This is a genomic window from Natrinema altunense (assembly GCF_000731985.1).
GTDB classification, from domain to species: Archaea; Halobacteriota; Halobacteria; order Halobacteriales; family Natrialbaceae; genus Natrinema; species Natrinema altunense.
This window is the reverse complement of the sequence record NZ_JNCS01000001.1, coordinates 34,659-60,200: the sequence shown is the minus strand read 5'-3', so window position 1 is coordinate 60,200 and position 25,542 is coordinate 34,659. Positions and strand designations below refer to the sequence as shown.

At 66.3% G+C, this 25,542-nt stretch carries 26 protein-coding genes; 15 read left to right on the top strand and 11 right to left on the bottom strand.

Annotation, left to right across the window (positions count from 1 at the left end):
* Nucleotides 1-28 precede the first annotated feature (28 nt).
* The gene (locus tag ALTAJ2_RS00305) at nt 29-2,764 is read right to left on the bottom strand and encodes an AAA domain-containing protein (protein WP_007108864.1); all 2,736 of its coding nucleotides are present in this window, start codon (nt 2,762-2,764) and stop codon (nt 29-31) included.
* 207 nt (nt 2,765-2,971) lie between these two features.
* On the opposite strand from ALTAJ2_RS00305, the gene ALTAJ2_RS00300 reads away from it, so the two are divergent.
* Nucleotides 2,972-3,544, top strand: a complete 573-nt coding sequence (locus ALTAJ2_RS00300; protein ID WP_007108865.1) for an SPW repeat domain-containing protein — start codon at nt 2,972-2,974, stop codon at nt 3,542-3,544.
* Here ALTAJ2_RS00300 and ALTAJ2_RS00295 read toward each other — a convergent pair.
* On the bottom strand, nt 3,541-3,795 hold the full coding sequence (locus tag ALTAJ2_RS00295; RefSeq protein WP_007108866.1) for a hypothetical protein: 255 nt from the start codon (nt 3,793-3,795) through the stop codon (nt 3,541-3,543). The genes ALTAJ2_RS00300 and ALTAJ2_RS00295 overlap by 4 nt on opposite strands.
* 146 nt (nt 3,796-3,941) lie before the next feature.
* Here ALTAJ2_RS00295 and ALTAJ2_RS00290 point away from each other — a divergent pair, with 146 nt between their 5' ends.
* From ALTAJ2_RS00290 to ALTAJ2_RS00280, 3 genes are all read left to right on the top strand, one after another.
* Nucleotides 3,942-4,493: a helix-hairpin-helix domain-containing protein gene (locus tag ALTAJ2_RS00290; protein WP_007108867.1), complete on the top strand. Its 552-nt coding sequence runs from the start codon at nt 3,942-3,944 to the stop codon at nt 4,491-4,493.
* Nucleotides 4,494-4,592: 99 nt separating this feature from the next.
* Nucleotides 4,593-5,000 (top strand): nuclear transport factor 2 family protein, encoded by a 408-nt coding sequence (locus ALTAJ2_RS00285; RefSeq protein ID WP_007108868.1) that lies wholly within the window; start codon nt 4,593-4,595, stop codon nt 4,998-5,000.
* Nucleotides 4,997-5,218, top strand: coding sequence for a hypothetical protein (locus tag ALTAJ2_RS00280; RefSeq protein WP_007108869.1), 222 nt, complete (start codon nt 4,997-4,999; stop codon nt 5,216-5,218). The genes ALTAJ2_RS00285 and ALTAJ2_RS00280 overlap by 4 nt, the downstream gene beginning before the upstream one ends.
* An 89-nt stretch (nt 5,219-5,307) precedes the next feature.
* Here ALTAJ2_RS00280 and ALTAJ2_RS00275 read toward each other — a convergent pair whose 3' ends face one another.
* On the bottom strand, nt 5,308-6,264 hold the full coding sequence (locus ALTAJ2_RS00275) for a zinc-dependent metalloprotease (protein WP_007108870.1): 957 nt from the start codon (nt 6,262-6,264) through the stop codon (nt 5,308-5,310).
* Between the two features lie 72 nt (nt 6,265-6,336).
* Nucleotides 6,337-6,645 carry a hypothetical protein gene (locus ALTAJ2_RS00270; protein ID WP_007108871.1) on the bottom strand — a complete coding sequence of 103 codons (309 nt, stop codon included), beginning with the start codon at nt 6,643-6,645 and terminating at the stop codon, nt 6,337-6,339.
* A 320-nt stretch (nt 6,646-6,965) separates the two neighbouring features.
* On the opposite strand from ALTAJ2_RS00270, the gene ALTAJ2_RS00265 reads away from it, so the two are divergent.
* The 5 genes from ALTAJ2_RS00265 to ALTAJ2_RS00250 all read left to right on the top strand — a co-directional run bounded on the left by ALTAJ2_RS00265 (nt 6,966) and on the right by ALTAJ2_RS00250 (nt 9,931).
* Complete coding sequence (locus ALTAJ2_RS00265; protein ID WP_006186040.1) at nt 6,966-7,193, top strand: LSM domain-containing protein; 228 nt, start codon at nt 6,966-6,968, stop codon at nt 7,191-7,193.
* Nucleotides 7,190-7,366: a 50S ribosomal protein L37e gene (locus ALTAJ2_RS00260; RefSeq protein WP_007108872.1), complete on the top strand. Its 177-nt coding sequence runs from the start codon at nt 7,190-7,192 to the stop codon at nt 7,364-7,366. Before ALTAJ2_RS00265 ends, ALTAJ2_RS00260 begins: the two co-directional genes overlap by 4 nt.
* Before the next feature lie 144 nt (nt 7,367-7,510).
* Nucleotides 7,511-8,701, top strand: a complete 1,191-nt coding sequence (locus ALTAJ2_RS00255) for a threonine synthase (RefSeq protein ID WP_007108873.1) — start codon at nt 7,511-7,513, stop codon at nt 8,699-8,701.
* A gap of 137 nt (nt 8,702-8,838) precedes the next feature.
* On the top strand, nt 8,839-9,012 hold the full coding sequence (locus ALTAJ2_RS19515; protein ID WP_007108874.1) for a hypothetical protein: 174 nt from the start codon (nt 8,839-8,841) through the stop codon (nt 9,010-9,012).
* Between the two features lie 217 nt (nt 9,013-9,229).
* Nucleotides 9,230-9,931, top strand: coding sequence for a phosphoglycerol geranylgeranyltransferase (locus tag ALTAJ2_RS00250; RefSeq protein ID WP_007108875.1), 702 nt, complete (start codon nt 9,230-9,232; stop codon nt 9,929-9,931).
* Nucleotides 9,932-10,123: 192 nt separating this feature from the next.
* Here the strand turns inward: ALTAJ2_RS00250 and ALTAJ2_RS00245 are convergent, their stop codons facing one another.
* Entirely contained in the window at nt 10,124-10,924 is an 801-nt protein-coding gene (locus ALTAJ2_RS00245) for an SIR2 family NAD-dependent protein deacylase (protein ID WP_007108877.1), read from the bottom strand.
* A gap of 164 nt (nt 10,925-11,088) precedes the next feature.
* Here ALTAJ2_RS00245 and aspS point away from each other — a divergent pair, with 164 nt between their 5' ends.
* Nucleotides 11,089-12,393, top strand: coding sequence for an aspartate--tRNA(Asn) ligase (gene aspS, locus ALTAJ2_RS00240; protein WP_007108878.1), 1,305 nt, complete (start codon nt 11,089-11,091; stop codon nt 12,391-12,393).
* A 115-nt stretch (nt 12,394-12,508) separates the two neighbouring features.
* Here aspS and ALTAJ2_RS00235 read toward each other — a convergent pair whose 3' ends face one another.
* Nucleotides 12,509-13,348 (bottom strand): esterase/lipase family protein, encoded by an 840-nt coding sequence (locus ALTAJ2_RS00235; RefSeq protein WP_007108879.1) that lies wholly within the window; start codon nt 13,346-13,348, stop codon nt 12,509-12,511.
* 203 nt (nt 13,349-13,551) lie between these two features.
* Here ALTAJ2_RS00235 and ALTAJ2_RS00230 point away from each other — a divergent pair, with 203 nt between their 5' ends.
* From ALTAJ2_RS00230 to ALTAJ2_RS00215, 4 genes are all read left to right on the top strand, one after another.
* Nucleotides 13,552-14,379: a pantoate kinase gene (locus tag ALTAJ2_RS00230; protein WP_007108880.1), complete on the top strand. Its 828-nt coding sequence runs from the start codon at nt 13,552-13,554 to the stop codon at nt 14,377-14,379.
* A 134-nt stretch (nt 14,380-14,513) separates the two neighbouring features.
* Complete coding sequence (locus ALTAJ2_RS00225; RefSeq protein ID WP_007108881.1) at nt 14,514-15,293, top strand: 4-phosphopantoate--beta-alanine ligase; 780 nt, start codon at nt 14,514-14,516, stop codon at nt 15,291-15,293.
* A 140-nt stretch (nt 15,294-15,433) separates the two neighbouring features.
* Entirely contained in the window at nt 15,434-16,429 is a 996-nt protein-coding gene (locus tag ALTAJ2_RS00220) for a tyrosine--tRNA ligase (protein ID WP_007108882.1), read from the top strand.
* Between the two features lie 368 nt (nt 16,430-16,797).
* On the top strand, nt 16,798-17,736 hold the full coding sequence (locus tag ALTAJ2_RS00215; protein ID WP_007108883.1) for a biotin--[acetyl-CoA-carboxylase] ligase: 939 nt from the start codon (nt 16,798-16,800) through the stop codon (nt 17,734-17,736).
* 37 nt (nt 17,737-17,773) lie between these two features.
* Here the strand turns inward: ALTAJ2_RS00215 and ALTAJ2_RS00210 are convergent, their stop codons facing one another.
* From ALTAJ2_RS00210 to ALTAJ2_RS20200, 5 genes are all read right to left on the bottom strand, one after another.
* A complete protein-coding gene (locus ALTAJ2_RS00210) occupies nt 17,774-18,154 on the bottom strand; it encodes a DUF7268 family protein (protein WP_007108884.1) in 381 nt (126 codons plus the stop codon).
* On the bottom strand, nt 18,141-19,058 hold the full coding sequence (locus ALTAJ2_RS00205) for an ABC transporter permease (RefSeq protein WP_007108885.1): 918 nt from the start codon (nt 19,056-19,058) through the stop codon (nt 18,141-18,143). The genes ALTAJ2_RS00210 and ALTAJ2_RS00205 overlap by 14 nt, the downstream gene beginning before the upstream one ends.
* On the bottom strand, nt 19,055-20,068 hold the full coding sequence (locus ALTAJ2_RS00200; RefSeq protein WP_007108886.1) for an ABC transporter permease: 1,014 nt from the start codon (nt 20,066-20,068) through the stop codon (nt 19,055-19,057). The genes ALTAJ2_RS00205 and ALTAJ2_RS00200 overlap by 4 nt, the downstream gene beginning before the upstream one ends.
* A gap of 52 nt (nt 20,069-20,120) precedes the next feature.
* Complete coding sequence (locus tag ALTAJ2_RS00195; RefSeq protein WP_168713795.1) at nt 20,121-21,761, bottom strand: ABC transporter substrate-binding protein; 1,641 nt, start codon at nt 21,759-21,761, stop codon at nt 20,121-20,123.
* 204 nt (nt 21,762-21,965) lie between these two features.
* Nucleotides 21,966-24,956, bottom strand: a complete 2,991-nt coding sequence (locus tag ALTAJ2_RS20200; protein ID WP_007108888.1) for a dipeptide ABC transporter ATP-binding protein — start codon at nt 24,954-24,956, stop codon at nt 21,966-21,968.
* Nucleotides 24,957-25,037: 81 nt separating this feature from the next.
* Here ALTAJ2_RS20200 and ALTAJ2_RS00185 point away from each other — a divergent pair, with 81 nt between their 5' ends.
* The gene (locus ALTAJ2_RS00185) at nt 25,038-25,520 is read left to right on the top strand and encodes a DUF7529 family protein (RefSeq protein ID WP_007108889.1); all 483 of its coding nucleotides are present in this window, start codon (nt 25,038-25,040) and stop codon (nt 25,518-25,520) included.
* The last annotated feature ends 22 nt before the right edge of the window (nt 25,521-25,542 follow it).

Here is a 25,542-nt window from a genome sequence, read left to right as displayed (position 1 = left end):
AGTCGTACCAGCCGACCGATCCGTCGCGCTACGCTCTTGCCCACTCGAGCATTCGCTCGTAGACCGGATCGGACGCCAGCGCCGCCGCGTCGCCGACCAGTACCAGCGCGCGCTTGGGTCGAGTCAGCGCGACGTTGATCCGGCGGTAATCCTCGAAGATCGGCCCCTCGAGCGAGCCGGTCGCGGTAAAGGAGACGATGATCACCTCCTGACTCGAGCCCTGGAAGCGGTCGACGGTGTCGACGGTGACGTCGTCGGGGACGCGGCTCGAGATCTCCGAGACCTGCGCCCGGAACGGGGCGATGACGCCGATCTCCGACCGGTCGAGACCGGCGTCCTCGTAGCGTTCAATCAGGTCGGCGATCCGCGCGGCCTCCTCGCCGTCGGTGTACTGACTTCGGTCGCCCTCGACGTCGACGAAGGAGACGGGATCGGACAGCGTGTCGGGCAGAACGTCCCGGGAGACACCCTCGAGGTCGTCCAGCGTTCGCCCGGCCACCTCGGGCGTCGCCGGCCGCAGCTGCCCGTCGTAGAACTCGGTGGAGGCGAAGACCTGAATGCGCTGGTTCATCCGGTACTGGCGATCGAGCATGACGCCGGCATCGGGGTAGCGCTCGACCAGCCGCTCGAACAGCGACTCGGTGAGGTCGTTCTCGGCCCGCACGACGGGCGGCAACTGCTCGTGGTCGCCGACCAGCACGAACCGCTCGGCGAGGTTGATCGCCGCGCAGGTGCCCGGCTCGGTCAACTGGCCCGCCTCGTCGACCAGCGCGGCGTCGAACGACTGCTCTTTCATCACCCGCGAGCCACAGGTCGAAGTCGTCGCCGCCACGACTTGGGCCTCCTCGAGTTCGGCAACGCGATCGTCGGGCTCGCCCGCCCGCTCGAGCCGGTAGGGCTCCATCTCGTCGCTGACCCCGCTCTCCGACCCCACGCGGACCACCCGGTCTTCGTCGATCACGTCCTCGAGTTGCTCGAGGAGGGCCTCGAGCGCGTTGTCCACCGCCCGGTTCGTGAACGCCGACAGCAGGACGCGCTCGCCGCGCTCGACCATCGCGCGGATGGCGCGGGCGATGGTGTAGGTCTTTCCGGTGCCGGGCGGGCCGTGGATGAGCGCGAAGTCCTCCGCGCCGACGGCCTTTTGGACGGCTTCGTTCTGCGCGTCGTTGTTGTCGATGAACACCTCGTCGATCTCATCGAACGCGGGCTCTGCACGGCCGAACAGCACGTCCTTGCGCCGCTCGTCGCCCTTCAGGAGGAAGTCGTGCATCGCGACGAGGAGCCGGTCGGTCGTCAGTTCGGAGGGGTAGACGTCGAGTCGGGTCACTTCGACCGGCTCGTCGGCCGTGAGGACGATCTCGTCGTCTAATCGTTCGATCCGCGCCAGCTCCGAGTCGCCCCGGACCGGATCGCCATCGCTCGCGAGCACCAGATCGCCCTCGCGGAGCTTCGAGTTCGCGCCGCCGGGTCGCCGCGCTCGCAGTTCCCACCGACCACCCTCGAGCGGGCGCTGCTCGAGGAACTCGAGGTCGATCAGCGCGCGGTCGTCGTCGGCCCGCTCCTCGGCCGTCTGTTCCCAGAGTTTGGCGTACTCGCGGTGGACCTCCCGGCGCTCCTCCTCGATCGCCCGGTAGAAGCGGTCGAAGTACTCGCGTTCCGCGTCGGGCAGCGATTGCCCGATCTGGCCGGCCTTGGATTCCTGATCCAGCCGGCCGGAGACGACCATGCAGGTGTCCTGTTCGAAGCAGTACTCGCACTTCGCGTCGGCCTCGTAACCCGTCGGGACCTCGCCCGCCATTTCCATGGCCGCGATCTCGTTCCGGAGCCGAACGACGTATTTCAGGAGGCCCTCGCCCATCGTGAACTCCTTTGCCGGATTGAGGTCCCCGGTTTCCTCGTTGCGATCCAACACCGAGTTCTTCGTATAGAGCAGCGTTCCGATGTCGACGTCGCCGCCGTGTTCCTCGAGCAAGAGGGCGTAACAGGCGGCCTGCACCTTGTCCTTGAACCGCGGTTCCTTCTTGAGGTTCTTGCCGGTCTTGAGTTCGACTGGCGCTCCGCGGCGAACGGCGTCGGCCCGGCCGCGGATGCCGAACGTCTCGCTGATGAGCAACTGCTCCGAGCGCCACCCGTCTTCTGCCTCGTCTAACCGGCCCTGCTGGAGCCACCCTTCGATCGCCGTCGCGTTCTCACGGACGTCCTCGGCGACGGCGTCGGCCGTCTCGCCCAGCAACCCCAGTTGCAGCCCCCGTTCCTCGACGCGGGCCGCGATCGAGTCCTCGAGATCGCGCCCGCGCAACAGGTCGCCGAAGACCTCGTGGACCAGCGTCCCTTTCACCACGGGGTAGTTCAGCGGCACTCCGGAGAGCTTGTTCAGGTAGTACAGCCGGGGACACTCGACCCAGTTGCGGATCGATGTTACGCTCACGAGGAAGGAGGGTTCGACGACGACGTAGGAGTCCCCCGTCGTCGCGTACTGCGTCTCGCCCTGATACTCCTCTGCTTTGGCGTTCGTCACGAGCAGCTCCATCCCGGGCTCGAGCAGGTCGGCCGATTCGGTCCACTTGTTCCAGAGCGTCACCGTCGTCGTCTCGCGGCCGTCCGCGAGCGTCGCCGTTCCACCGTCGCCTCGAGCGATCGTCGTCCCGCCGTCGGGCGCGTCGTCGGCCGGCCGAAGCGGCACCTCGGCGAGTTCGCTCTCGCCGTAGCTCGTAGACACCGACCGCACGTCGACCTCGCCCGCGACGGTTCCGCGTACGTGCACAGCAATCGTCACGAGCGAGCGATCAAAAACGCTATCGGTCGTCGTAGCCCTGCGGTCGCCGCCGGTCCGGTCGATTCGACCCGGGCGGACGAGCGATACATCGAGTCGGTAAACCGTGTTTACCGACGGTTTCGGGTCCCCTCGAGTCACCACAACGATTGGAACGGACGGGGTGCTTTTGAGACCGCGAGCCGTACGCTCGATGCCATGAGTGACCCGAACGGCGACGATCGTCGGATGAGCGACGAGTCCGAGGCCGATCTCGGGGCCGGGGCGAACGACGGGCCGACGAACCGGCCGGAAGAGGCGACCGCCGACATCGATTCCGGGACCGGCGTCGGCGACGGGGCGCGCGCCGGCGGCCGCGATCCGCGCGACGAGCCGATGCAGGTCGCAACCACGGAACGGCGGCGCAAAACGTCGATCATCAGCCTGCTCGTCGCCGTCCTCGGCGCGTGGGTCGCGCTCTCCGTGTTCGTCTTCCGGACGGCTCCGGCACCGCTGTGGAACGACGTACTGGTCGGGTTCGTCGTCTTCGTTGCCGCCGGCTACAACTACTACCGCGTGACAAACGACGTTCCGATAAGCCCCGGTATCGCGTCGTTGATCGCCGTCCTCGGGGTCTGGCTGATCGTTTCGGCCGCCCTCCTTGGGATGGTCGGCGGGCTGTTCTGGAGCACCCTCGCGACCGGGCTCCTGATCGCCGGACTGGCTGGCTACAACGCCTACGAGGCCCGCGAGGCCAGAGCCGTCGCGACCGAAACCGGACCGGGCGCTTAGATCCTTCCCGGACCGTACTCGGCCTCGAGCCGTCGGACGCGGTGCTCGGCGGCGTGGTGACCCATCGCGACGACGGCGAACCCGAGCATGACGACGGCGAACGCGATCGAGACGGCCGGCGAGACGCCGTTGACGTAACTATTGCATAACTGGCCGAGCGCCAGCGTGACCGGTGCGAGCGTCAGCAGCGCGCTCTTGGCCGGCGTCGCGCGAAACAGTTCGACGAGCGAGAGTGAGTGGCGGACGGACATAGGGAAAGCGTCGGTTACGTTCCCTGACGGGGGAGCGATCGTATTCCTTTTGGTTCGCATCGGTCGTTTTGCCGACCAACAGGATCGCTGTGGCGTCTTTCGTCGCAATCGATACGTTCTTTCTGCCGGCGGCCGAACCGTCGGGTATGCGGATTCGCGAGTGGCAGGACGTACTCGAAGACGTCACCGAACGGAGCGTCGATCCGGAGAACTGGCGCGCAGTCGCCGGTGACCGCGCCGGCGGCGTCGGCGAAGACATGTATCTCGCGCATCCCCGGGCCGGCGTCTTCTTCCTGAAAACGTACGCGAAGAACCCCTTCGAGGTACGGGGCGTCGGCACGCGAGTCGCGCGCAGTCTCGACGACGAGATCGGCGCGTTCATGCCCGAACGCGATTCCGGCGGGCGCTTTGCGGTCCAGTCACCGCCAGACGACGAGGAGCAAGCCGAGACGGTCGGCAAGCGCCTCGAGACCGTCCTCGAGACCCACGCGGACGCGCCGACGCGGCCGCAGGACCTGTTCGACGACGTGATGGCGGCCATGGAGAGCCCCGCGTTCGGGCCCATGGAGTACGATCAGTACGACCGACCCGACGAACTCGAGGACCTCGCCGAGCGGTTCGAGGAGGCCGACGACCTGCTGAACGCGGAACTCGAGGACTTGATCGAGACCGACGAGGTCGATCGCGGCTTCATGTGAGCGGGTCCGACTCGGCGGGTCGCCGGCGTCGCCCGACCGTACTCGGCACCTGCGCCTGCGTCCGATGACTCTTTGGGAGCGGGCTTCGAGGGGTGAACCATGCCACCGAGCGCGAGCGCCGAGGCCGTCGTCCGCGACTACTACGACGCACTCCGCGACGGCGACCCGCTTACGCCCTACTTTTCGGACGCCGATTCGACCGTCAAGTTCGGCATCAGTGAGTCCCTGTTCGGCGGTGACGACGTCGCCGCGGCCCTCGAGGCACAGACCGAGACGACCGAGAAATGGGTCGTCGAAAGCCAGGGGCTCGCCGTCACCGACCGTGGCGGGTTCGCGACGTTCGCCGACGAGGTGACGATGGCCTGGACGGAGACGGCGACCGGCGACCGCCACCGGTTCGACAGCCGTTGGAGCGGAACGCTGGTGGAACGGGACGGGGCCGACGACCCGCGTGCGAACGCCTGGCAGTTCGTCGCGATGCACGTCAGCGCGCCCCGCGAGCTATGAGCCGGGATCGCGGTCCGGGACGCGACGCCGCGCGCTCGAGCGGTTCGACTGCGGGGGCCAGCCAACTCAAGGCCGGTTTCGTTCTGCTGGTCGGGCTCTCCGGCGGCCTGGTCGCCCTCCAGAGCGACGCCGCCCTGCCGGTGGTCGGCGCGGCGATACTCGGCGGTCTCGTCGCCGGCGGGGCGTTGCTCTGGTATCTGCTCCGGATTACGACCTGACTGACCGCGGTAGGACGATCAGTGGTTCAGGGACGAGCGACCGCCTTCGCGGCAAAACGGACATCGGATCCGGAACGTGTCGAGGTCGTTCAGCGGTCGACGCGCCGAATCCACGCCCCCGGCGCGTCGAGTTCGTCGTGACTGGGGAGGTTCTCGGGCCCCTCCCAGACCAGGCTCGCCGTCTCGAGGTCGCGGACGGCGACGACGTGCTCGAAGAAGTTCTTCCCGCGTTCGTACTGACGCTCCTTGAGCCCGAGGCCGAGCAGGCGACGGAACAGCTTCTGGAGCGGCCCCCGGCCCTGCCGGCGCTCGTCGAGTTTCCGCCGGAGATCCTCGTACTCGTCGTCGAAGGCGTGATCCATCAGGAGTTCGGCGTACCCCTCGACGACGGTCATCGCGGCGTCGAGGTCCCGGAAGGCGTCCCGGTCGAACGAGCCCTCCGAGAGCGTCGCGATCCCCTCTTCCATTCGGGACTCGAGGTGGTCGGAGAGCCACGGCGCGGCCCCGAACTCGGCGGCGTGGGTGACCTCGTGGAAGGCGATCCAGCGGCGGAACCGGTCCGCATCCACGTCGAGCTTGGTGGCCGCGTTGAGGATGTTCGGGCGGACGAAGTACAACGCGTGGTCGTCCGTCGGGGCATCGGCCAGGAGGAGCGGATCGTACTGGCCGAGGACGTTCCGCCCGAGGAAGGAGAGCAAGACGGTCATCGTTCCCGTATTGATCGTCCGGGCGACGCCGGGGAACGTCCCGGTGTGTGTCTCGAGCGTTCCCATGACGCGTTCGAAGGTGGCGACGTTGGCGTCGATCCAGTGGTGGCGGTTCTGGATCTCGACGGTCTCGGGGACGTCGAAGTCGACGCCCGAGACCGTCCGCACGGCCGTTCGGGCGTCTCGGACATCGCGGGCGTAGGCCTCGCGCTCCCCGGCCTCGAGGTCGAGCGAGCCGGGGTCCGTCGCAGCCTTGGCGGCATCGGCGGCCGACCGCCAGTCGATCGCATCGTCACCGGACGCCCCGGCGACCGCCCGGGCGCTACGATAGAGATTCACGGGTATCGGTATGGGAAGGACGCGCAAAAGCGTTCGGCTCGCTCCGCGATCGAACGGATCGCCGGCGGGCGGTTAGTTGACGATGACGTCGGGCTCTTCCTCGGCCTCGAGTTCCCGCTCCTCGTCACCGCCGCGGAACTTCTTGGCGGCGGCAGCGATGCCGACGAGGACGACGAGCGCGACCAGCGCGCCGACGGCGCTCTTGCCGGTGCCGCCCGATTCGTCGGCCGTCTCCTCGTCGGTCTCGGTCTCCAGGTCGTGATCCGTCTCGGCCGTCGGTTCGATACTGCTGATCGGCAGCGCCTTGCCGATCGAGCCCAGCCCGAACTGCGTCTCGCCGTCGATGTGCAACTCTACGAGGGTGAACTTCTTGTCGCCCATGGGCGGACGCTCAACGAGTGTACACTTAGCCGTTTGGTTATAGTAGCAACTGAAAGTCAGTGTACACCTGATCGCACGACAGCGTTGCGATCAGTGTGTCAATCGTTTCGGCTGCTACTATCGGTCTCCGCTAGCGAGCGATGTACGAACTGGTGACGGGACCCTCGTCCCGGTCTCCTCGCCGTTCCGGGCCGCAAAATCGCGGGACGACGGTCCCGTTCCGTGTCGCTCTCGGCCACGGTGTGCGGTACCAGCACTACCCCGGCGAACCCGGACTCCGGACCGGTACGATTAAGTGTCCGTCACCTGCGGTGTTGCGTATGAGTGGACGACCGCTGGACGTCCTCGAGGCGTCACTCGGCGACCGCGTGACAGTACGACTCAAGAGTGGCGACGAGTACGTCGGCGACCTCGCCGGCTACGACCAACACATGAATCTGGTGCTCGAGGACGTGACGATCCCCGTCGAGGGCAACGTCGAGGAGGAGCCGCCGGCCGAAGACACAACCATTATACGCGGCGATAACGTCGTTTCGATCACTCCATGACTGGTGCAGGAACCCCGAGCCAAGGAAAGAAGAACAAGACGACCCACACGAAGTGTCGTCGCTGCGGTGAGAAATCGTACCACACGAAGAAGAAAGAGTGCTCGTCGTGTGGCTTCGGCAAGTCCGCCAAACGACGCGGCTACGAGTGGCAGTCGAAGGCCGGCGACAACTGATCTCTCCGTTCTCCCGTCCGATTCTGTCGGGCTTTCGACTCACGGCGTAGCGACCGCTACTCCCGATGCCGACACTCGATACCCGCCCGTCGGGGTCGCGCTGCCGATGGACAACCCTTAGTTCGACGCCCCGAAGGGTCGCGTATGGAACCGACAGACGCCTTCGTCGGGCTCGAGTGTGTCGACTGCGGGGCGACCGTCGACGCCGCCGCGTCCCATCACTGTCCGGACTGTGGCGGTGCGCTCGATCCGAGCTACGACTACGACGCGATCGACCTCGACCGCGAGACGCTCGCCGACCGACCGTTCGACTCGCAGTGGCGCTACGCGGAACTGCTCCCCGTGGCCCGCGAGTCGGCGGTGACGACGAACGAGGGAGCGACGGCGCTGGTCGACTGCCCCGACCTGGCCGCCGAACTCGGCGTCGAGCGCGTGCTGATCAAAGACGAGGGTCGGAACCCGACGGGTTCGGTCGCCGACCGCGGCGCGTCAGTGGCCGTCAGTGCTGCCGCCCAACACGGCGCAAGCGACGTCGCGCTTCCCTCGCCGGGCAACGGCGGTCAGGCCGTCGCGGCCTACGCGGCCCGTGCGGGACTCGACACCCACGCCTACCTCCCCTCGCGATCCGGCTTTACCAACAAGGCCATGGTCAACGTCCACGGCGGGGACATGAACGTCGTCGGCGGCCGCTACGGCGATGCCGTCGACGCGTTCGTGGACGGGATCGCGGAACACGACGACTGGTACTCGCTCCGGTCGTTCGAAACGCCGTATCGTCACGAGGGCGCGAAGACGCTGTTCTACGAACTCGTCGAACAACTCGAGTGGACGGTTCCCGACGTCATCGCGTACCCGACGGGGGCCGGCACCGGACTCGTCGGACTCGCCAAAGCCGCACGGGAGTTCCGCGACCTCGGAATCACCGACGACCTCCCTGCACTCTACGCCGCGCAGGCGGCCGGCTGTGCGCCGATCGTCGAGGCGGTCGACGAGGACCGCGACGAACACCGCTCCGTCGACCACCCCGACACGATCTGTGGCGAACTCGAGATCGCCGATCCGGCGGCGAGCCCGCGCGTACTCGCAGCGATCCACGAGACCGACGGCGGCGCGGTCGCGACCGAGGACCCGGACATCCTCGAGTCCGCTGCGCGGGTGGCCCAGGCGGAAGGGCTCGAACTGATCCCGAGCGCGGCGGCGGCCGCCAGCGGGGCGTGGGAACTCGCGGAGCGCGGCGTGTTCGACGGCTCGGAGACGGTCGTCATCGTCAACACCGGCGCGGGCAACAAGGAGGCCGACGTGTTGCGGAGCCATCTGATGAGTCAGGGGATCTAAGGCCCAATCGCAACCGTCAGCGACCGATTCGGGGAGCCGCCGCCCAACCGCGATCCGGCTCCCGAACCGACCGCGAGGGCCGAACGCATTCACCGACAGAGCCTTGACGCCGAGACGAGTAGACGAACCGAGTTCAAATGTGTGAACATTCACCAGAGTGTTCGAACGGGGGCACGTGCCAGCTCGTCCTCGAGAACGGACGGACCGGCCTCGAGACCGCCGAGTACTACTGTAAGGCACACCTCGTGCTCCGGATCTGGGAAGTCGAGAACGATAGCTCGATGCGGGCCGTCAGCGCCGAGCAACTGTAGGCGCGCCACGGGACGCCGACACCGGTCCGCGCCGGAGGACGTACCGTCGCGTGCTGGCCGCGGAATCGCCGCTCGACGAGACCCGAAATCAACCACTGCGGGCTCCCGTTCGGGGTGGAGACCGCCGGCGGGCCGAGGCGTGGCCGGACGCGACGCGCGATCCGCGGGACGGGGGCGTTTCGTAGCGCTTTTGCTGGTTGTCGGGAAACGACGCGGTATGACTACCCCCTGGGACGACTGGAACCACATTCTCAAGATCGACCCGGACAAGGAGCTCCCCGAGGGCGTGACCTACGGCGATCTCTGTGCGACCGGCACCGATGCGATCGAAGTCGGCGGGACCATGGGCATCACCGAGGAGAACATGAGCGCGGTCATCGAAGCCTGCGCCGAACACGATGTCGCGCTCTATCAGGAACCATCGAACCCCGAGGTCGTTCTCGAGGACGACGCGCTGGACGGCTATCTCATTCCGACCGTCTTCAACGCCGGCTCGCCGTTCTGGATCACCGAGGCTCACAAGGAGTGGGTTCGGCTCGAGGGCGAACTCGACTGGGATCGGACGACGACGGAAGCCTACATCGTCATGAACCCCGAGGCCGACGTCGCGGAGTTGACCGAGGCCAACTGCGACCTCGATGCCGACGACGTCGGCGCGTACGCGACGGTCGCCGAGCACATGTTCGGCCAGGAGATCGTCTACGTCGAGTACTCCGGCACCCTCGGCGACGAGGCCGTCGTCGAGGCCGCCGCCGAGGCGACCGACGAATCGACGCTGTTCTACGGTGGCGGGATCCACGACTACGACTCCGCGTACGCGATGGCCCAGTACGCCGACGTGGTCGTCGTCGGGGACCTCGCACACGACGAGGGGATCGAAGCGGTTCGGGACACCGTCGACGCGGCCAACGACGCGTAATCGGCGATCGGTCCCGACCGGCCGGCACACGTGAGAGTGGCCTCGACTGTTTTGTCGTTTCGCGCCGCATGAACGGGCATGAGCCTCCTCGCCGCGTTCGAAGCGTCGTCGCCGGCGCTGGCCCTCGGGCCGACTCTCGAGGCGCTGCCGTCGATCGACGACCGATTCTCGAGGCACCCGACCCGGTAGGCCTCACGCTACGGTCAGCTCTCGCAGCCGCGGAAGCACCGCCGTCACGTCCTCGCGAAGCACCGTTTCGGCGATCCCGTCACACGGCGTCGGCTCGAGGTTCACGATGGCGACCGTCGCGCCGGTCGACGCGGCGAGTCGCGGGAGCGAGGCCGCGGGTTCGACGACGAGCGAGGATCCGATCGCGAGGAACACGTCGCTCTCGCGAGCGAGCGATCGGGCCCGCCGAAGGACGGCGTCCGGAAGCCGGTCACCGAAGAGAACGACATCCGGTTTGAAGACGCCCCCACACTCGCACGTCGGCGGCAGTTCGCCCGCGGCTGCGCGCTCGACGATCGGATCGCCGTCCCGGCGGTTTCCGCAGTCGGTACAGCGGACCCGCCGCGAGTTGCCGTGGAGTTCGAGGACGGTCGTTTCGGTCTCGCCCGCGGCGTCGGGTTCGCCGTCGCTCGTCCGCTCGCCGCCCGCTCCCACGGCATCGCCGTGTAACCCGTCGGTGTTCTGGGTGAGGATCGCCTCGAGATTTCCGTCACGTCCCATCGCGGCCAGCGCTTCGTGGCCCGCGTTCGGCTCGTACTCCTCGTCGAACATCGCTCGGTGGAGGGCGACCCGATCCGTCCAGAACCCCGCGGGATCGCGCCGGAACCGGTCGGAGGCGAACTGCCGCTCGTCGAATCGCTCCCAGATGCCGTCGTCGCCGCGGAAGGTCGGGACGCCCGAGGGGGCCGAGAGTCCGGCGCCGGTGAAGGCGACGGCCGTGTCTGCACGTCGGATCGCGTCAGCGAGTCGCTCGAGGTCGTCCATACGCCGGTAATCGGCCCGCTCGGCAAAACGGTTTCCCGCCGCCGAGGGGCCGCCGTCGAGAGTCGCCGGCCGGGACACCGCGGATCGCACGCGCGGCGAGAACCGGCGGGAGCCGCTCGGCGCGAACGACTGCGCTTAAGTTCCGCCTGCGTGAATCGGGTGGTATGCAGGATAGAACCTACACTGCCGACGCCGAGCCGGGCGACGACGTGACGGTCGCCGGATGGGTCCACGAGATCCGCGATCTCGGGGGCATCGCGTTCCTGATTCTCCGGGATACCGCCGGCAAGATCCAGATCAAGTTCGAGAAAGACGAGATGGACGACGACTTGGTCGAGACGGGACTCGACGTTTCGCGCGAGAGCGTCGTCAAGGTCTCCGGCGCGGTCGAGGAGGAACCGCGCGCGCCGACGGGCGTCGAAGTCACGCCCGAGTCCGTCGAGATCATCGCGCCCGCCGACCCCGAACTGCCGCTCGATCCCTCGGGGAAGGTCGACGCCGACCTCTCGACGCGACTCGACAACCGTACCCTCGACCTGCGCAAGGACGAGGTACAGGCCGTCTTCGAGATCCGCTCGGAGATCCTGCGTGCGGTTCGCGAGCAGTTCCGCACGTTCGACTGCACGGAGATCAACACGCCGAAGATCGTCGCGACCGGGACCGAGGGCGGTACCGAACTCTTCCCGATCACCTACTTCGGCGAGGAAGCGTTCATGAACCAGTCGCCCCAGCTGTTCAAGCAACTCATCGCCGGCTCGAACGTCGAGCGCGTCTTCGAGATCGGTCCGATCTTCCGCGCCGAGGAACACAACACGCCGCGGCACCTCAACGAAGCGACCTCGATCGACTTCGAGGGCGCGTTCTGCGACCAGAACGATGCCATGGACGTCGTCGAGGGTGTCGTCCGCGCCGCCTACGAGGCCGTCGAGAACAACTGCGCCGACGAACTCGAGGCGCTTGGCCTCGAAGACGAGTTCGGCGTGCCCGACGAGGCCTTCCCGCGCATCAGCTACGAGGACGCCATCGAGCGCATCAACGCGACGGGCGAACTCGACGACCAACTCGTCTGGGGCGACGATCTCTCGACAGCGGCCGAGGAGGCCCTCGGACAGGACGTCGGTGGCCACTACTTCATCACGGACTGGCCAAGCGAGATCAAGCCGTTCTACATCAAGGATCACGACGACGATCCGGAGCTTTCGACCGGCTTCGACCTGATGCACCCGCGCATGGAACTGGTGTCGGGCGGCCAGCGCGAACACCGCCACGAGAAGCTCATCGAGGGCTTCGAACAGCAGGGCCTCGATCCCGACCAGTTCGAGTACTACACCAAGATGTTCAAGTACGGCATGCCGCCCCACGCCGGCTTCGGCCTCGGCGGCGAGCGCCTGATCATGACGATCCTCGGACTGGACAACATCCGAGAAGCCGTCCTCTTCCCGCGAGACCGCCAGCGGCTGAGCCCGTAAGGCACTCTCCGGGAGTCGGCGAGGCGTGACCGCCCGCAGTCACGTCCATCGCCATCGACGGAGCGACCGGCGTGGCGAAGCGACGGCGGGGTCGCCAAGAACGGTCGCGAGCGTCTTACTCGCAGCCGCCGGTGGTGATCGCGTCGGCGAGGTCTGAACCGACCGCGTCGTCCCCCAGATACTCGAGGTGGCCGCCGACGCTGCCGGTCACGTCGACATCGCTGTAGTTCGAGGCGGGGGAACAGCCGGCCCCCTCCGTCCCGAGTGCGGTATCACCGATCCCGCCGTACGCCGAGCCGACCAGCGAGTCGTTTTGCGAGTGGTAGTTACGGACCTCGCAGGCGGTGTCGAGGCCGGAGTTCCACGGCTCGCCACAGATTTCGGACCCGTCGGCGGCCGTGCCCAGTCCTGCGACGGTCCCGATTCCGGAACCGTTGCCGAGTTTGGTCGCCGTCCAGTAGACACAGCGGCCGCCGAGCGAATGACCGACGAGGCGGACGTTGCCGCCGCCGGCGTCGTCGAAGTCCTCGATAAGGTCGGCGACGACCGCGCCGACGTCCTCGGTGTCGGACTCCGCGCCGAGGTAGTTGAAGTTGGTTGCGGGCCACTCGATCGCGACGGATTCGGTCGGCGTATACCCGCCTGATTCGAGGGCGTCCTGAACGGTCGACGCCTGACTCGAGACGGTGCTGTCGCCGAACCAGCCGTGAATGAAGACGAACAGTTCGTCCGTGACGGGCAGACTGCCGTCGGCGCTCCAGCCGAAGAGTCCGTCGTCGACCTCGATCACCTCGGGGACGGCCACCTGTGCGGACGCCGATCCCGCCGTGGCAGCCAGTCCTGTGCCGCCGACGAGCGTCGTGCCCGCGGCCCGCAGGAGGGTTCGTCGATCGGTCCTCGAGTCGCGTCTCGCCCGTTCGCCTGTGTTGTCATTGTCTGCCATGATACGACCCATTCTTCCGGCCCGTTCCGATTGCGCTTTCCGCTTCTATATCGAGTCCATTGAAAAGGGGACTCGAGCGAGGGACGTCCCGAAGCGGATCGTAAGCGATGCAATTCGTTCAGCCTGACGGCAGCACCCAGCCCCATCTGGGACGGCCGAACGCATCGCGAGGGAACCTTCAACGTTATATCGCTCGGGCCGAAACGAGGGGCGTAATGCGCGAGGAGGCGACGGCGTTCGTCCCCGGTCATGTGACGGGATTTTTCAGCGCTCACCCGGACGAGGACCCGACGAAAGCCGGCTCACGGGGAGCGGGACTGACGCTCACAGACGGTGTGGAGGTATCGGTCGAACCAGCGGCGGAATCGACGGTCGTCCTCGACGGGACGGAAGCCGAGGTCGAACCGGTGACGACCGTTCTCGAGACGCTCGATGTGAGCGCCCGCGTCGAGGCCGCCGCCGATCTTCCGATCGGGGCCGGCTTCGGCGTTTCGGGAGCGATGGCGCTCGGGACGGCACTCGCGGCGAACCGCGTCTTCGAGCGCAAACTCTCCGCGAACGAACTCGTCACGATCGCCCACGGTGCCGAGGTACAGGCCGGGACGGGGCTCGGCGACGTGGTCGCACAGGCACAGGGCGGCGTTCCGATCCGCCTCGAGCCGGGCGGTCCACAGGACAACAAACTCGACGCGATTCCGTCGCGGGCGCGTGTCGAGTACGTCTCGTTCGGCGAACTCTCGACGGCGGACGTTCTCTCGGGCGACACCGAGGAGCTGACGGCTGCCGGGAAGGAGGCGCTCGCTCGCGTCGTCGAGGAGCCGACGCTGCTGTCGTTCATGTACGCCTCGCGGCTGTTCGCACGCGACGCCGGCCTGCTCACCGAACGGGTGACGGAGACGATCGCCGAGGTCTCGGAGGCGGGCGGACAGGCGTCGATGGCCATGCTCGGCGAGACGGTCTTCGCGCTCGGAACGGGACTCTCCGACGCCGGATACGAGCCGTCGGTCTGTGCGACGCATCCCGCCGGTGCGGTGTTGAAGTAGAGGGACGACGCTTCTCGGGTCCTCCCGCCTTTCGTGCCATCGCAGGCACCGGCCCACGCGAGCGGTCGATCGGACCGGTGGTCGCGCGTCGAACGATCGGGTCGTTTTTCATCGACTACCACCAGTAATCGCTTGTGAGCGACTACGATAGCGTCTCCGCCGACGTCGAGACGGAGGAGGAGATTCCGGAAGATCATCCCAGATATCAGGACCTGCTGACCCGCCACCGGATCGAGGCGGGCGTCGAGAAGGGAATCACGCACCTCCAGGGGATGCACGCCGAGGGCCGAGGCAGCGCCTTCGACTACTTGCTGGGCGAGGAGACGATTCCGAGCGCCGACGAAGCGGAACGGGCCGCCGCCGCCCAACTTCTGCTTGCCGACCGACCCGTGCTCTCGATCAACGGCAACGTCGCCGCGCTGGTCCCCGGCGAGATGGCCGCCCTCGCCGACGCCGTCGATGCCGACCTCGAGGTCAACCTCTTCAACCGCACGCCCGACCGGATCGAAGCCATCGCCGAGCACCTCCGCGAGCACGGCGCGGACGACGTGAAGGGGCTCGAGGCCGACGCCCGAATCCCGAACCTGGATCACGAGCGGTCGAAGGTCGACGCCGACGGGATCTACGCGGCCGACGTGGTGCTCGTTCCCCTCGAGGACGGCGACCGGGCCGAAGCGCTGGACGAAATGGGGAAAACGGAGATCGTCATCGACCTCAACCCGTTGTCGCGCTCGCCGCAGGTGGCGGACGTGCCGATCGTCGACAACATCATCCGTGCGGTGCCGACCATCACCGAGCACGCCCGCGATCTCGCGGACGCCGACGAGGCGACGCTTCGGGCGATCGTCGAGGACTTCGACCGGGAGCGCGCGCTCGAGGCGGCCGAAAAACGGATTCGGTCGGGCGAACTCTGACCGCGCGTTCGTCCCGACCGGTGCCGGCGTCGGTGCATGGACGGACTGAGATCCCGTCAACGCTCGAGACGACGACGCACGAGACGGCCGGACGAACGCCTTTCAGGAGGTATAAATTCCTCCTCCGGTTGCTGTCACACATGGACGCCTACGAGTTATTGACGCGAAACGCCGAGGAGGTCGTCACCGACGAGGAAATCCGCGACCTCGCGGCGGACGCCGCGGGCAAGCGGGCCTACGTCGGCTACGAGCCCTCCGGCGTGCTGCACCTGGGACACCTCCTCACCGCGAACAAACTCATCGATCTGCAGGAGGCGGGCATGGAGGTCGTCATCCTCCTGGCGGACGTCCACGCCTACCTCAACGAGAAGGGGTCCTTCGAGGACATCCGGGAGACCGCCGAACAGATGAAAGCCCAGTTCCTCGCCTACGGCCTCGACGAAGAGTTGACGGAGTTCGTCTACGGATCCGAGTTCCAACTCGAGGACGACTACACCCTCGACCTCCACCACCTCGAGCGCGAAACGACGATGAACCGCGCTCAGCGCGCGATGGCCGAGATCCAGGGCGACGAGACGGCGAAGGTAAGCCATCTCGTCTACCCGCTGATGCAGACGTTGGATATCGAGTACCTCGACCTCGATCTGGCGGTCGGCGGCTTAGACCAGCGGAAGGTGCACATGCTCGCCCGCGAGAAGTTGCCCGAACTCGACTACGAGGTCCGCCCGGCGATCCACACCCCGATCGTCGCCAACCTCACCGACGGCGAGGGGAAGATGTCCTCGAGCGAAGGGATCACCATCTCGATGGAGGACTCGACCGACGACCTCGAGGACAAGGTCAACTCGGCGTACTGTCCGCCGACGCGGGACCCGGAGCCGAGCGAGGACGGAACCGAGCGCGAGAACCCCGTTCTCGAACTGTTCGAGTACCACGTCTTCCCGCGGTTCGACGAAATCGTCGTCGAGCGCCCCGAGAAGTACGGCGGCGATCTGACCTACGAGGACTACGAGGACCTGGCCGCCGACCTCGAGTCGGGCGAACTCCACCCCGCCGACGCGAAGGGGACGCTCGCGACCTACCTCGACGAACTGATCGCGCCGGGCCGCGAGAAACTGCACGAACTGCGCGACTAATCCCGTCGGAGAAGCGGGTTACAGCCCGATCGTGCTCGAGCGGAGCCACGGAAGCAGGGTGGTGCGCCGCGTCTAAACGAGGCGGTTCGACGAAAGACACGGTTCTCGAACTCGAGCGCCCACCGCTTACCCCGCATCGTGTGGACCACCCTGCCGGGTTCTCAGCGCCGGCTGGCTCCGACCGGGTCTCGCGTACTGTTTTTCCCCTTCCCGATGTGCGTTTCGAAGACCGGACGGTGACCGCCGGCCGGCACGTCCCTTGCGAGTGTGTCACGCGCGAGAGTCGCGACTGAACGTCGCTGTGAGCGGCTCGGCTGACGAATCGCTCATCCAGCCGATTGAAGTACGAGCGGGTCCCGTGCGAAGTCATGAACGAAACACGACGGGCGGTCATCGCAGCGCTCGCGGACGGACCGGTGTCCGGACCCGAACTGGCCGGGTCGCTCGAGATCTCGCGGGCGGCCGTCTGGAAACACATCGAGGGGCTGCGCGAGGCCGATTTCGAGATCGAGAGCGGACCGACCGGCTACGAACTCGTCGCCGTCGATGCGTACAACGCTCCGGCGGTCGAATTCGAACTCGAGGCCCCGTTTTCGATCGAGTACCACGACTCCGTGGGGAATACGAACGACCGAGCGCGGGAGTTGGCCGGCGAGGGCGAGACGGACGTCGCCGTCCTCGCGAACGAACAGACCGGCGGGCGCGGTCGTCTCGACCGCGAGTGGACTGCGCCCGCGGGCGGCGTCTGGGTGAGCGTCGTGACGCGGCCGGCGATCACGCCCGCGCAGGCACCCTTGTACACGCTCGCAGCGTCGGTCGCGACGGCGACCGCCGCCCGCGAAGCGGGCGTCGACGCCCGGATCAAGTGGCCCAACGACGTGGTCGTCCCGGCCGGCGACGACGGCGACTACCGGAAGCTCGCGGGCATTCTCACGGAGATGGAGGGCCAGACGGATCGCGTGGACTGGCTCGTTCCCGGGATCGGCGTCAACGCGAACCTCGACGCCGACGCGCTGCCCGAGGGTGCGACCAGCGTCCGCGCCGAGGCCGGCGACGTGGACCGCAGACGCTTCGTCCAGCGCCTGCTCGAGGGGTTCGATCGATACCGGCGCGATCTCGAGGCGGTCGTGCCGGCGTGGCGCGAGCTGGCGCTGACGATCGGCCAGCGTGTGCGGGTCGATCGTCCCGCGGGCGAGATCGTCGGGGAGGCGATCGACGTGACGGAATCGGGGGCGCTCGTGGTCGAGACCGACGACGAGCGAGTGACGATCCCGGCCGGCGACTGCGAGCACCTGCGTCCCGTCTGAACGGCGTCCCTTTTCGACGGCGCGGCGCGCTCGGCGGTCACACGCCGAGCAGAATCGAGCAGGCGGCCGCGGCGACGACCCAACCCGCACCCGTCCACGACACGACGAAAAACGCCTCCCGGGCGCTGGCTTCGGTCCAGCCGGCGCTCACGTCGAGGTGGGCTTTCATGCCCTCGATGGTGTGCCCGAGACCGACTGCGGTCGACCACGCGATGACGCCGAACCCGAGCACGAGCGCGCCCAGCGCGAACGCCGTATCGGTCGCGGCTCGCGGCGTCCAGACGATCAGAAGCGCCAGCGAAATGGCCGCTCCGAGCGCGGCTCCGATCGCCACCCAGCGAGCGGCGGCGACGACGAGCCGACGGATGCGCTCGACGCGACTTCTCGAGACGGGGACGGCGGAATCAGTCGACGGCATCTCGCATGCGGGGATCTAAGGCATCCCGCATCCCGTCGCCGAGGAGGTTGAATCCGAGCACGGTAAGCGCGAGGAACAGGCCGGGGAAGAACGACCACCACCACGCGCCGGAGAACAGTCCCTTTTCGACGCCGTTGGCGAGCATCATCCCCCACGACGGGTCGCCGGGGTTCGCGCCGAACCCGAGGAACGACAGCGCCGCGATATCGATGATGGCCAGCCCGTAGTTCAGCGTCGACTGGACCGTGATGGGGGCCAGACAGTTCGGCAGGACGTGACGGATCAACAGCCGCGGGTCGGTCGCACCGAGCGCGCGCGTCGCCTCGATGTACTCGTCCTCGAGGACTTTCAGCGCTGCGCCGCGGACGACGCGGGCGAACCGCGGCGTGTAGACGAGCGTGAGCGCGGCGACTGCACGCCACAGGCCCAGCGACTCGGGGAAGATGGTGACGAGCGCGAGCGCCAGCAGCAGCGACGGAAACGACAGGAGAACGTCCATCGTCCGCATGATCACGTTGTCCGTGAGATCACCGTAGTACGCTGCGACGATGCCGGCGGTGATGCCCAGGACCGTCGACGCGAGAACGGTCGCGGTTCCGAACTTCAGCGCGTACCACGCGCCGTACAGGACCCGCGGGAAGATGTCGCGGGCCTGTCCGTCCGTTCCGAACCAGAACTGGGCGCTCGGGGCTGCCTCCGTCGGGTTCGAGCTGAAACTGGTCGCGACGATGGCGTCGAGATCGTACACGAGTCGAGCGTAGATGGCGACGGCGAACAGCCCGACGATGAGGCTGAGACCCGCGACGGCGATGCGATTCGATAGCAGTTCCGTCAGGAACGGACTCGCGCGGATGCGATCGACGATACTGCGTTCGACGTCGGAGGAGTGGGTTTTCGTACTCATTGATCGATCCGTGGGTCAAGGACGGAGTAGGTGATGTCGACGAAGAGGTTCACGATCGTGTACATGAACGCGAACACGAGGACGGTCGCTTGTACCACCGGGTAGTCGCTCTTGTTGATGGCCTCCACGAGCAGCGTCCCGATCCCGTTGATCTCGAAGACGGTTTCGGTCAGCACGGACCCGCCGAGCATCGACCCGAACTGGATACCGATGATGGTGATGACGGGGATGAACGCGTTCCGGAGCCCGTGTTTCATGACGGTCGTCTTCGCGCCTTGCCCTTTCGCGCGGGCCGTCCGCATGTAGTCCTGCCGAACGACTTCCAGCATCGACGAGCGCATCATCCGAGAGATAAACGCCATCGAGTACACGCCGAGGACGATAACGGGCATGACCAAATGCAGGGCCGCGGACTGGAACGCCGCGAGGTTGCCGGCGAGCAGGGTGTCGATCAAGATGAACCCCGTCTTCGAGTCGATGAAATAGGTGGATCCGATACGGCCGCTCGTCGGGAGAATACCCAGGACCTGCGCGAACAGCAGGATGAGGAGCGGGCCGCTCCAGTAGATCGGGACGCTGATTCCCGTGAGTGCACCGACTCGAGAGAAGTGGTCGGTCAGCGTGTCTTTCTTGACGGCGCTCAGGATTCCGAGCGGGAGCCCGAACAGGAGCCCCGCTATCTGCCCGAGAACGGCAAGTTCGATCGTGATCGGGAGCCGATCGGCGAGGATATCGCCGACGGCGGCCCCGCGTCGGATCTGGTAGGACTCTCCGAAGTCGAGCGTCGCAGTATTCCCGAGGAAACGGACGTACTGCTCCCAGAGCGGATCGGTGAGTCCGAGATCCGAACGGACCTGTTCAACGAACTCCTGGCTCGCGCGTTCGCCCGCGATCGCGATCGCGGGGTCTCCGGGCGAGAGATGGAGGATAGCGAAGACTACTGTCGCCACTCCGAACAGCACCGGACCGAGCAACAGCAGTCGTTTGGCGATGAACCGCTTTGATACCATTATGCGGAGGGATGTGTGTGAATGTTTAAAATGTTTCCTGTCAACAACCGCGTTACTCGACGTCGACGAGATGGAGGTGCGGGCCGCCGATGGCCGACACCTGATAGTTATTGACGGTGTTGCGGACGCCGCGAATCTCGTCGGCGTAGTCGATGTATACCCACGGTGCTTCGTCGTAGGCGAGTTGGGCGGCATCGTGGTAGAGGTCGGCGCGCTCGTCTTTGGCCGACGTCTGCTGGGCCTCCTCGATGAGGTCCATGAACTTCTGGTTCGCCCACGCGGTTCGGTTGGACGTGTTGTACCCCTCCGTGTCCCAGTCCACCCAGTCCTGTCCTTCGGGGGACTCGACTTGCGGGTGGAGAAGGACGTAGTAGAAGTTGTCCGGGTCGGCGTTGTCCGTGTACCAACCGGCCAGCGACGCGTCGTGTTTCCCTTCGGAGGTGTAGGTAAGGTAGTCCGAGAACTGGCGATCGTCGATGGAGACCTCGATACCGATCTCCCTGAGGTCCGTCCGGATCGACTCCGCCGTCGACATCGGTGCCGGGTTGTAGCCGCGGGCGTTCTGGAAGGTCGTCAGCTTGAAGGAGAAGCCGTCACCGTAACCGGCGTCCTCCAGGAGCGACTGTGCCTTCTCGGTATCGTGGGGATACGGGCTGAGGTCGTCGTTGTGGCCGAAAAGCGCCGGCGGACACGGCTGGTCGGCCTGTTCGGCGATCCCGGAGTATACCTGGGAGACGATGGCTTCGGTATTGATGGCGTAACTGATGGCCCGGCGGACCCGCGGGTCACGGAACGCTTCCATGCGGGACTGGTTGAACGACATGTACCCGACGTTGATGCCTTCACCAGACTGGACTTCGGCGGCATCGGAGTCTTCGACCTGTCCGATGTTGTTCGGCCCGAGATTGTCGATGATCTCGAGTTCACCTTCAGTAAGGGCCTGCGTTCGCGTGGAGTTCTGTCCGCGTTCGATGAACAGGAGTTGATCCACGTTCGGCCCGTCGCCCCAGTAGTTGTCGTTGGGAGTGAGTTTGATTCGGCCGTCCGAGTTGTCGAGTTTGTCGAGTTGGAACGGGCCGGTACCGTTGGCGTCCGTAGCGAAGTCGAAATCGCCCTCGATGGCGTCCTTCGGGAGAACGACGGCGGCGAACATCGCGAGGTTACGCAGGAACGGCGCGTACGGGTCGGTAAGCGTGATGTTCAGCGTATAGTCGCCGTCGGCCTCGACGGAGTCGATCCAGTTTCCGAGCGTGAACGGCCCGTACGAGGACAGGTCCCCGACGTGGTACTCGTACTCCTCGTCAACGAACCGCCGGTACGTCGCGATGAAGTCGTCGGCGGTGAAGTCGGTCCCGTCGTCGAACTGGGCGTCCTCACGCAGTTCGAGCGTGACGTCCGTCCCCTCCATCGACCAGTCGACCGCGAGGCTCTGCGTAATCGCTGCCTCGCCGGGCTCAAAGTCGATGAGCCCGTCGTAAATCTGGTTCGTGACCTTCGACACCTCGCCGCTGGTCGTGTCCTGCGGGTCGAGGGTTTCCGAGTGTGAACTGCGACCGTATCGAAGCGTCCCACCGCCACTGCCATTGCCGCCGAGACAGCCGGAAACGGAACTCGCAGCCGTCGCGACGACCGTGGCGCTCCCGGCGGACTTCATGAAACGACGCCGAGAGACCTGGTTGTTATCACCTGGCATAAGCGTAGTGCTTGTATCTACATATATAATGCTATCGATCAAGATAGTGAAAACCACACCCAACGACACAATCGGTGCGGCTGAGACGTTATTTTAACTAAATATAATGAAAAACATGTGCGTTTTCGGGCGCAGATATCGAATCGGCGTCGCCAGGACGGTCACTCGCGGTCGCGCCGTCCGGCGGTGAGGCGGTGGCCCTCGCTACTCGGCGTCGGGACTGAGATGACAGGCGGCCGGATGCTCGCCGTCACCGAGCGAGGGGTCGCTCCGCTCACAGACGCTCTCGAACGCGTCCGCGAGGACGGCCTCGGCGGCCGCCCAGTCGCCATCGTCGAGGTGTCGGTAGGACTCGTCGATCGCCTCGCGGGCACGACCCGACAGCGGTCCATCGAAGAACTGCGCGTCGAGCGCGGCGGCGAGGTCACTGCCACCGTCCGCGACGGCGCGGGGCGTTTCCGCCTCGGCGATGACCTCCTCCCGGGCGGCCTCGAGATCGATGTCGCGGGATTCCACGCGCTGTCGATAGAACATGACCTCGCGGTAGCGCTCCTGCTCGATGTCCAGATCCTCCGGTGGGATGATCGCCGGACACCGCGTCCGGAAGTGACAGCCCGACGGCGGGTCGATGGGCGAGGGAACGTCACCCGAGAGGATGGTTCTGTCGTCGGTCTCCGCCAGCGGGTCAGGCTCGGGTATCGCCGAGAGCAACGCGTTCGTGTACGGGTGTTTCGGGTTCGCGAACAGTTCGTCGGTCGTCGCGATTTCGACGACCTCACCGAGATACATCACTGCCACCCGGTCGGAGATGTGGCGGACGACGGAGAGGTCGTGTGCGATAAACAGGTAGGTCAACCCGAACTCCTCCTGGAGGTCCTCCATGAGGTTGATGATCTGTGCCTGTACGGATACGTCGAGGGCCGAGACAGGCTCGTCGGCGACGATGAAGTCCGGATCCACCGCGAGGGCGCGAGCGATGCCGACGCGCTGGCGCTGTCCGCCCGAGAGTTCGTGGGGGTAGCGGCCGTACTGACTCGTGTCGAGGCCGACCTCCTCGAGAAGTTCGAGGACGCGACGCCGGCGGAGCGTACGCTTTGAGTCGCCTGCGGACACGTCCACCTGAACGCTCGTGATGCGGCCGTCCTCGCGCGTCACGTCCGTCGTCACGTCGAGCGTCCCCTCGACGTCCACGGTAACGTCGCCGTTTTCGACAGCGACCGCCACGGGGACGACGGTTTCCCCGTCGGTACTCCCGAGTAACGCGTCCACGTTGTCCGCGACGTCGACGGATACCGCAGCTGCCGAGATGCCCGTCGTCGAGACAGCGGCGCGCGTCTCCACGTCGGGATCGGTCTCCGGGAGGCCGTGGATCTTCAGCGGCTCCATGATAGTCTGCCCGACCGTCATCCGCGGATCGAGACTCGACATCGGGTCCTGGAACACCATCTGCATGTCCTTGCGCTTCTCCCGGAGCTCCGACTTCGAGAGGTCTCCAAGCTCTTCACCGGCGTAGACGACCGTGCCGTCCGTCGGCGGGTTGAGATGCAGGATGGCTCGCCCCGCAGTCGACTTTCCACAGCCGGACTCGCCGACCAACCCGAGGGTCTCGCCCTCGTACACGTCCAAACTCACGCCGTCGACGGCCTTGACGCTCGGCTGCTCGCCGACGAACCGATCGAGGAGTCCGTCCTCCTGTTGGTAGTATTTCCGCATCTCCCGGAGTTCGACGATCGGCTCGCCGATGTCGGAGTCGGTCGTTGATGTCACGCCGTCCGTGCCGTACTCGCTCTCGTCGAACTCCTCGAGGACGCACTTCGACCGGTGGTCGACGTCGTCGGGACCGTGCTGGAGGAACGGGATGTCGCCGTTGCGACACCCGGGCTGGGCCCACGGACACCGATCCGCGAAATGGCAGCCCTCGGGCATGTCGATGAGGTCGGGAACGTTGCCCTCGATGGGGGTCAGCCGGTCTTTCTCCTCCGTCGGGATGGACTCGAGAAGCGTGTACGTATACGGGTGGCTCGGGTTATTGAAAATCTCCTCGACGGGACCTTCCTCGACGATTTCGCCGGCGTACATCACGGCGACCCGATCGCAGGTCTCCGCGACGACGCCGAGGTCGTGAGTGATCATCAGCACCGACATGCCGAACTCCGCCTGCAGGTCGTCGATGAGGTCGAGGATCTGCGCCTGAATCGTCACGTCGAGGGCGGTCGTCGGCTCGTCGGCGATGAGGAGGCTCGGCTGACACGCGAGCGCGATCGCGATGAGGACGCGCTGGCGCATGCCGCCGGAGAACTCGTGGGGGTACTCCTCGAGACGCGTCGTCGCCTCCGGAATGCCCACCTCCGTGAGAATCTCGACGACGTCGGCCATGACTTCCTCGTCGTGTTCTTTGCCGCCGATTTTCGGGAGGATTTCCCGGATGGCGTTCAGCCACGTGTCCCGTTTCCGTTCACCGTACTGGTGGAGTCGCAGGGACTCGGCGACCTGTTCGCCGACGGTCACCGCGGGGTTCAGCGAGGTCATCGGGTCCTGGAAGATCATGCCCATCTCGCTCCCGCGGACCTTCCGCATCGCCTCCTCGGGTGCGTCCGTCAGGTCGACGACGCCCTCTTCGACCGTGATCGTCTCCACGTCCGCACCGCGATCGAGTTGCTCGCGTGCCGCCGCGTCCAGATAGACGAACCCGTCGTCGGCGTCATCGACGGCGTCGGCGAGGGCGTCCGCGACCTCGGACGGCGTCGCCCGGTCATCGAGTCGGTCGGCAGCGTCCCGAAGGGCAGCTACGAGCGCCGCGGGATCGTCGTGGTCGGAGAGGTCGGCGGCCATGCCACGCAGCTCCGACGACGCCGAATCGCTCCCGTCGCCGACGCGGAGGTCCGCGACGACCGTTCGGACTGCGTCCACGAGTTCGAAGGGGTACGGGACGACTGCATCGTCGAACTCGGCGGCGATGTCCGCGGCGAGTGTCGCGTCCCGGAAGGTCACGCGTCCGGCCACGACGTCGCCGGGGTCGTCGACGAGGTCCATTGCTGAGAGTGCGGTCACGCTCTTGCCGGAGCCGGACTCGCCCACGAGGCCGACGGTTTCTCCCTCCTCGATGGTGAGGTCGATGCCGTTGACGGCTTTTACTGCCCCGCGTTTGGTGTCGAACTGCGTGCGAAGTCCGGAGAGGGATAGGAGATCGGTCACTGACAGCAGTTCTCTTGGCAGTCATCAAATAGCTTGCGGGACTTGGGAACGCTTATCCCCCGTGATGCACGCGGTCCAGACATGAGCGAGCATCCGGCGGACGATACCTCTGAGACCGTCCAGGCCCAGTCCGGCTGGCAGTCCGTTATCGAGGATATGAGGGCAATCGCCGACGAGTACCGCGACCGCGGTTGGACGGCCCTCGAGCTCCACCCGGGGGATTCCGTCCTCGTGGACGCCGAGACGCGAACGGGCCTCGACGTGGTCTTGCCGGGACCCGAGTACGAGGACCTCGAGGCGCTGACGGACGATTGTACGTTCACCGCCGTCGACGTGTTTCGAGCCGAGCACGGCGGGATGCTCTACCTGCTCGTCGTCGAGCAGGCACCGGAAGAGGAGACGGCCGTCCTCGTCCCCGCCTACTACGACCTCGGATCCGGACAGACGAAACTCGAGCAAATCCGGGCGGACGGCGAACTCCGACTGTTCTGCAGGCGGCTGAACGACGACTACGTCGAGTTCGTCCACGACGACGTGTCACCGTTCCTTCCGGAAGCGCTGTAAACGCCGCGAACGTGTTGCCGTT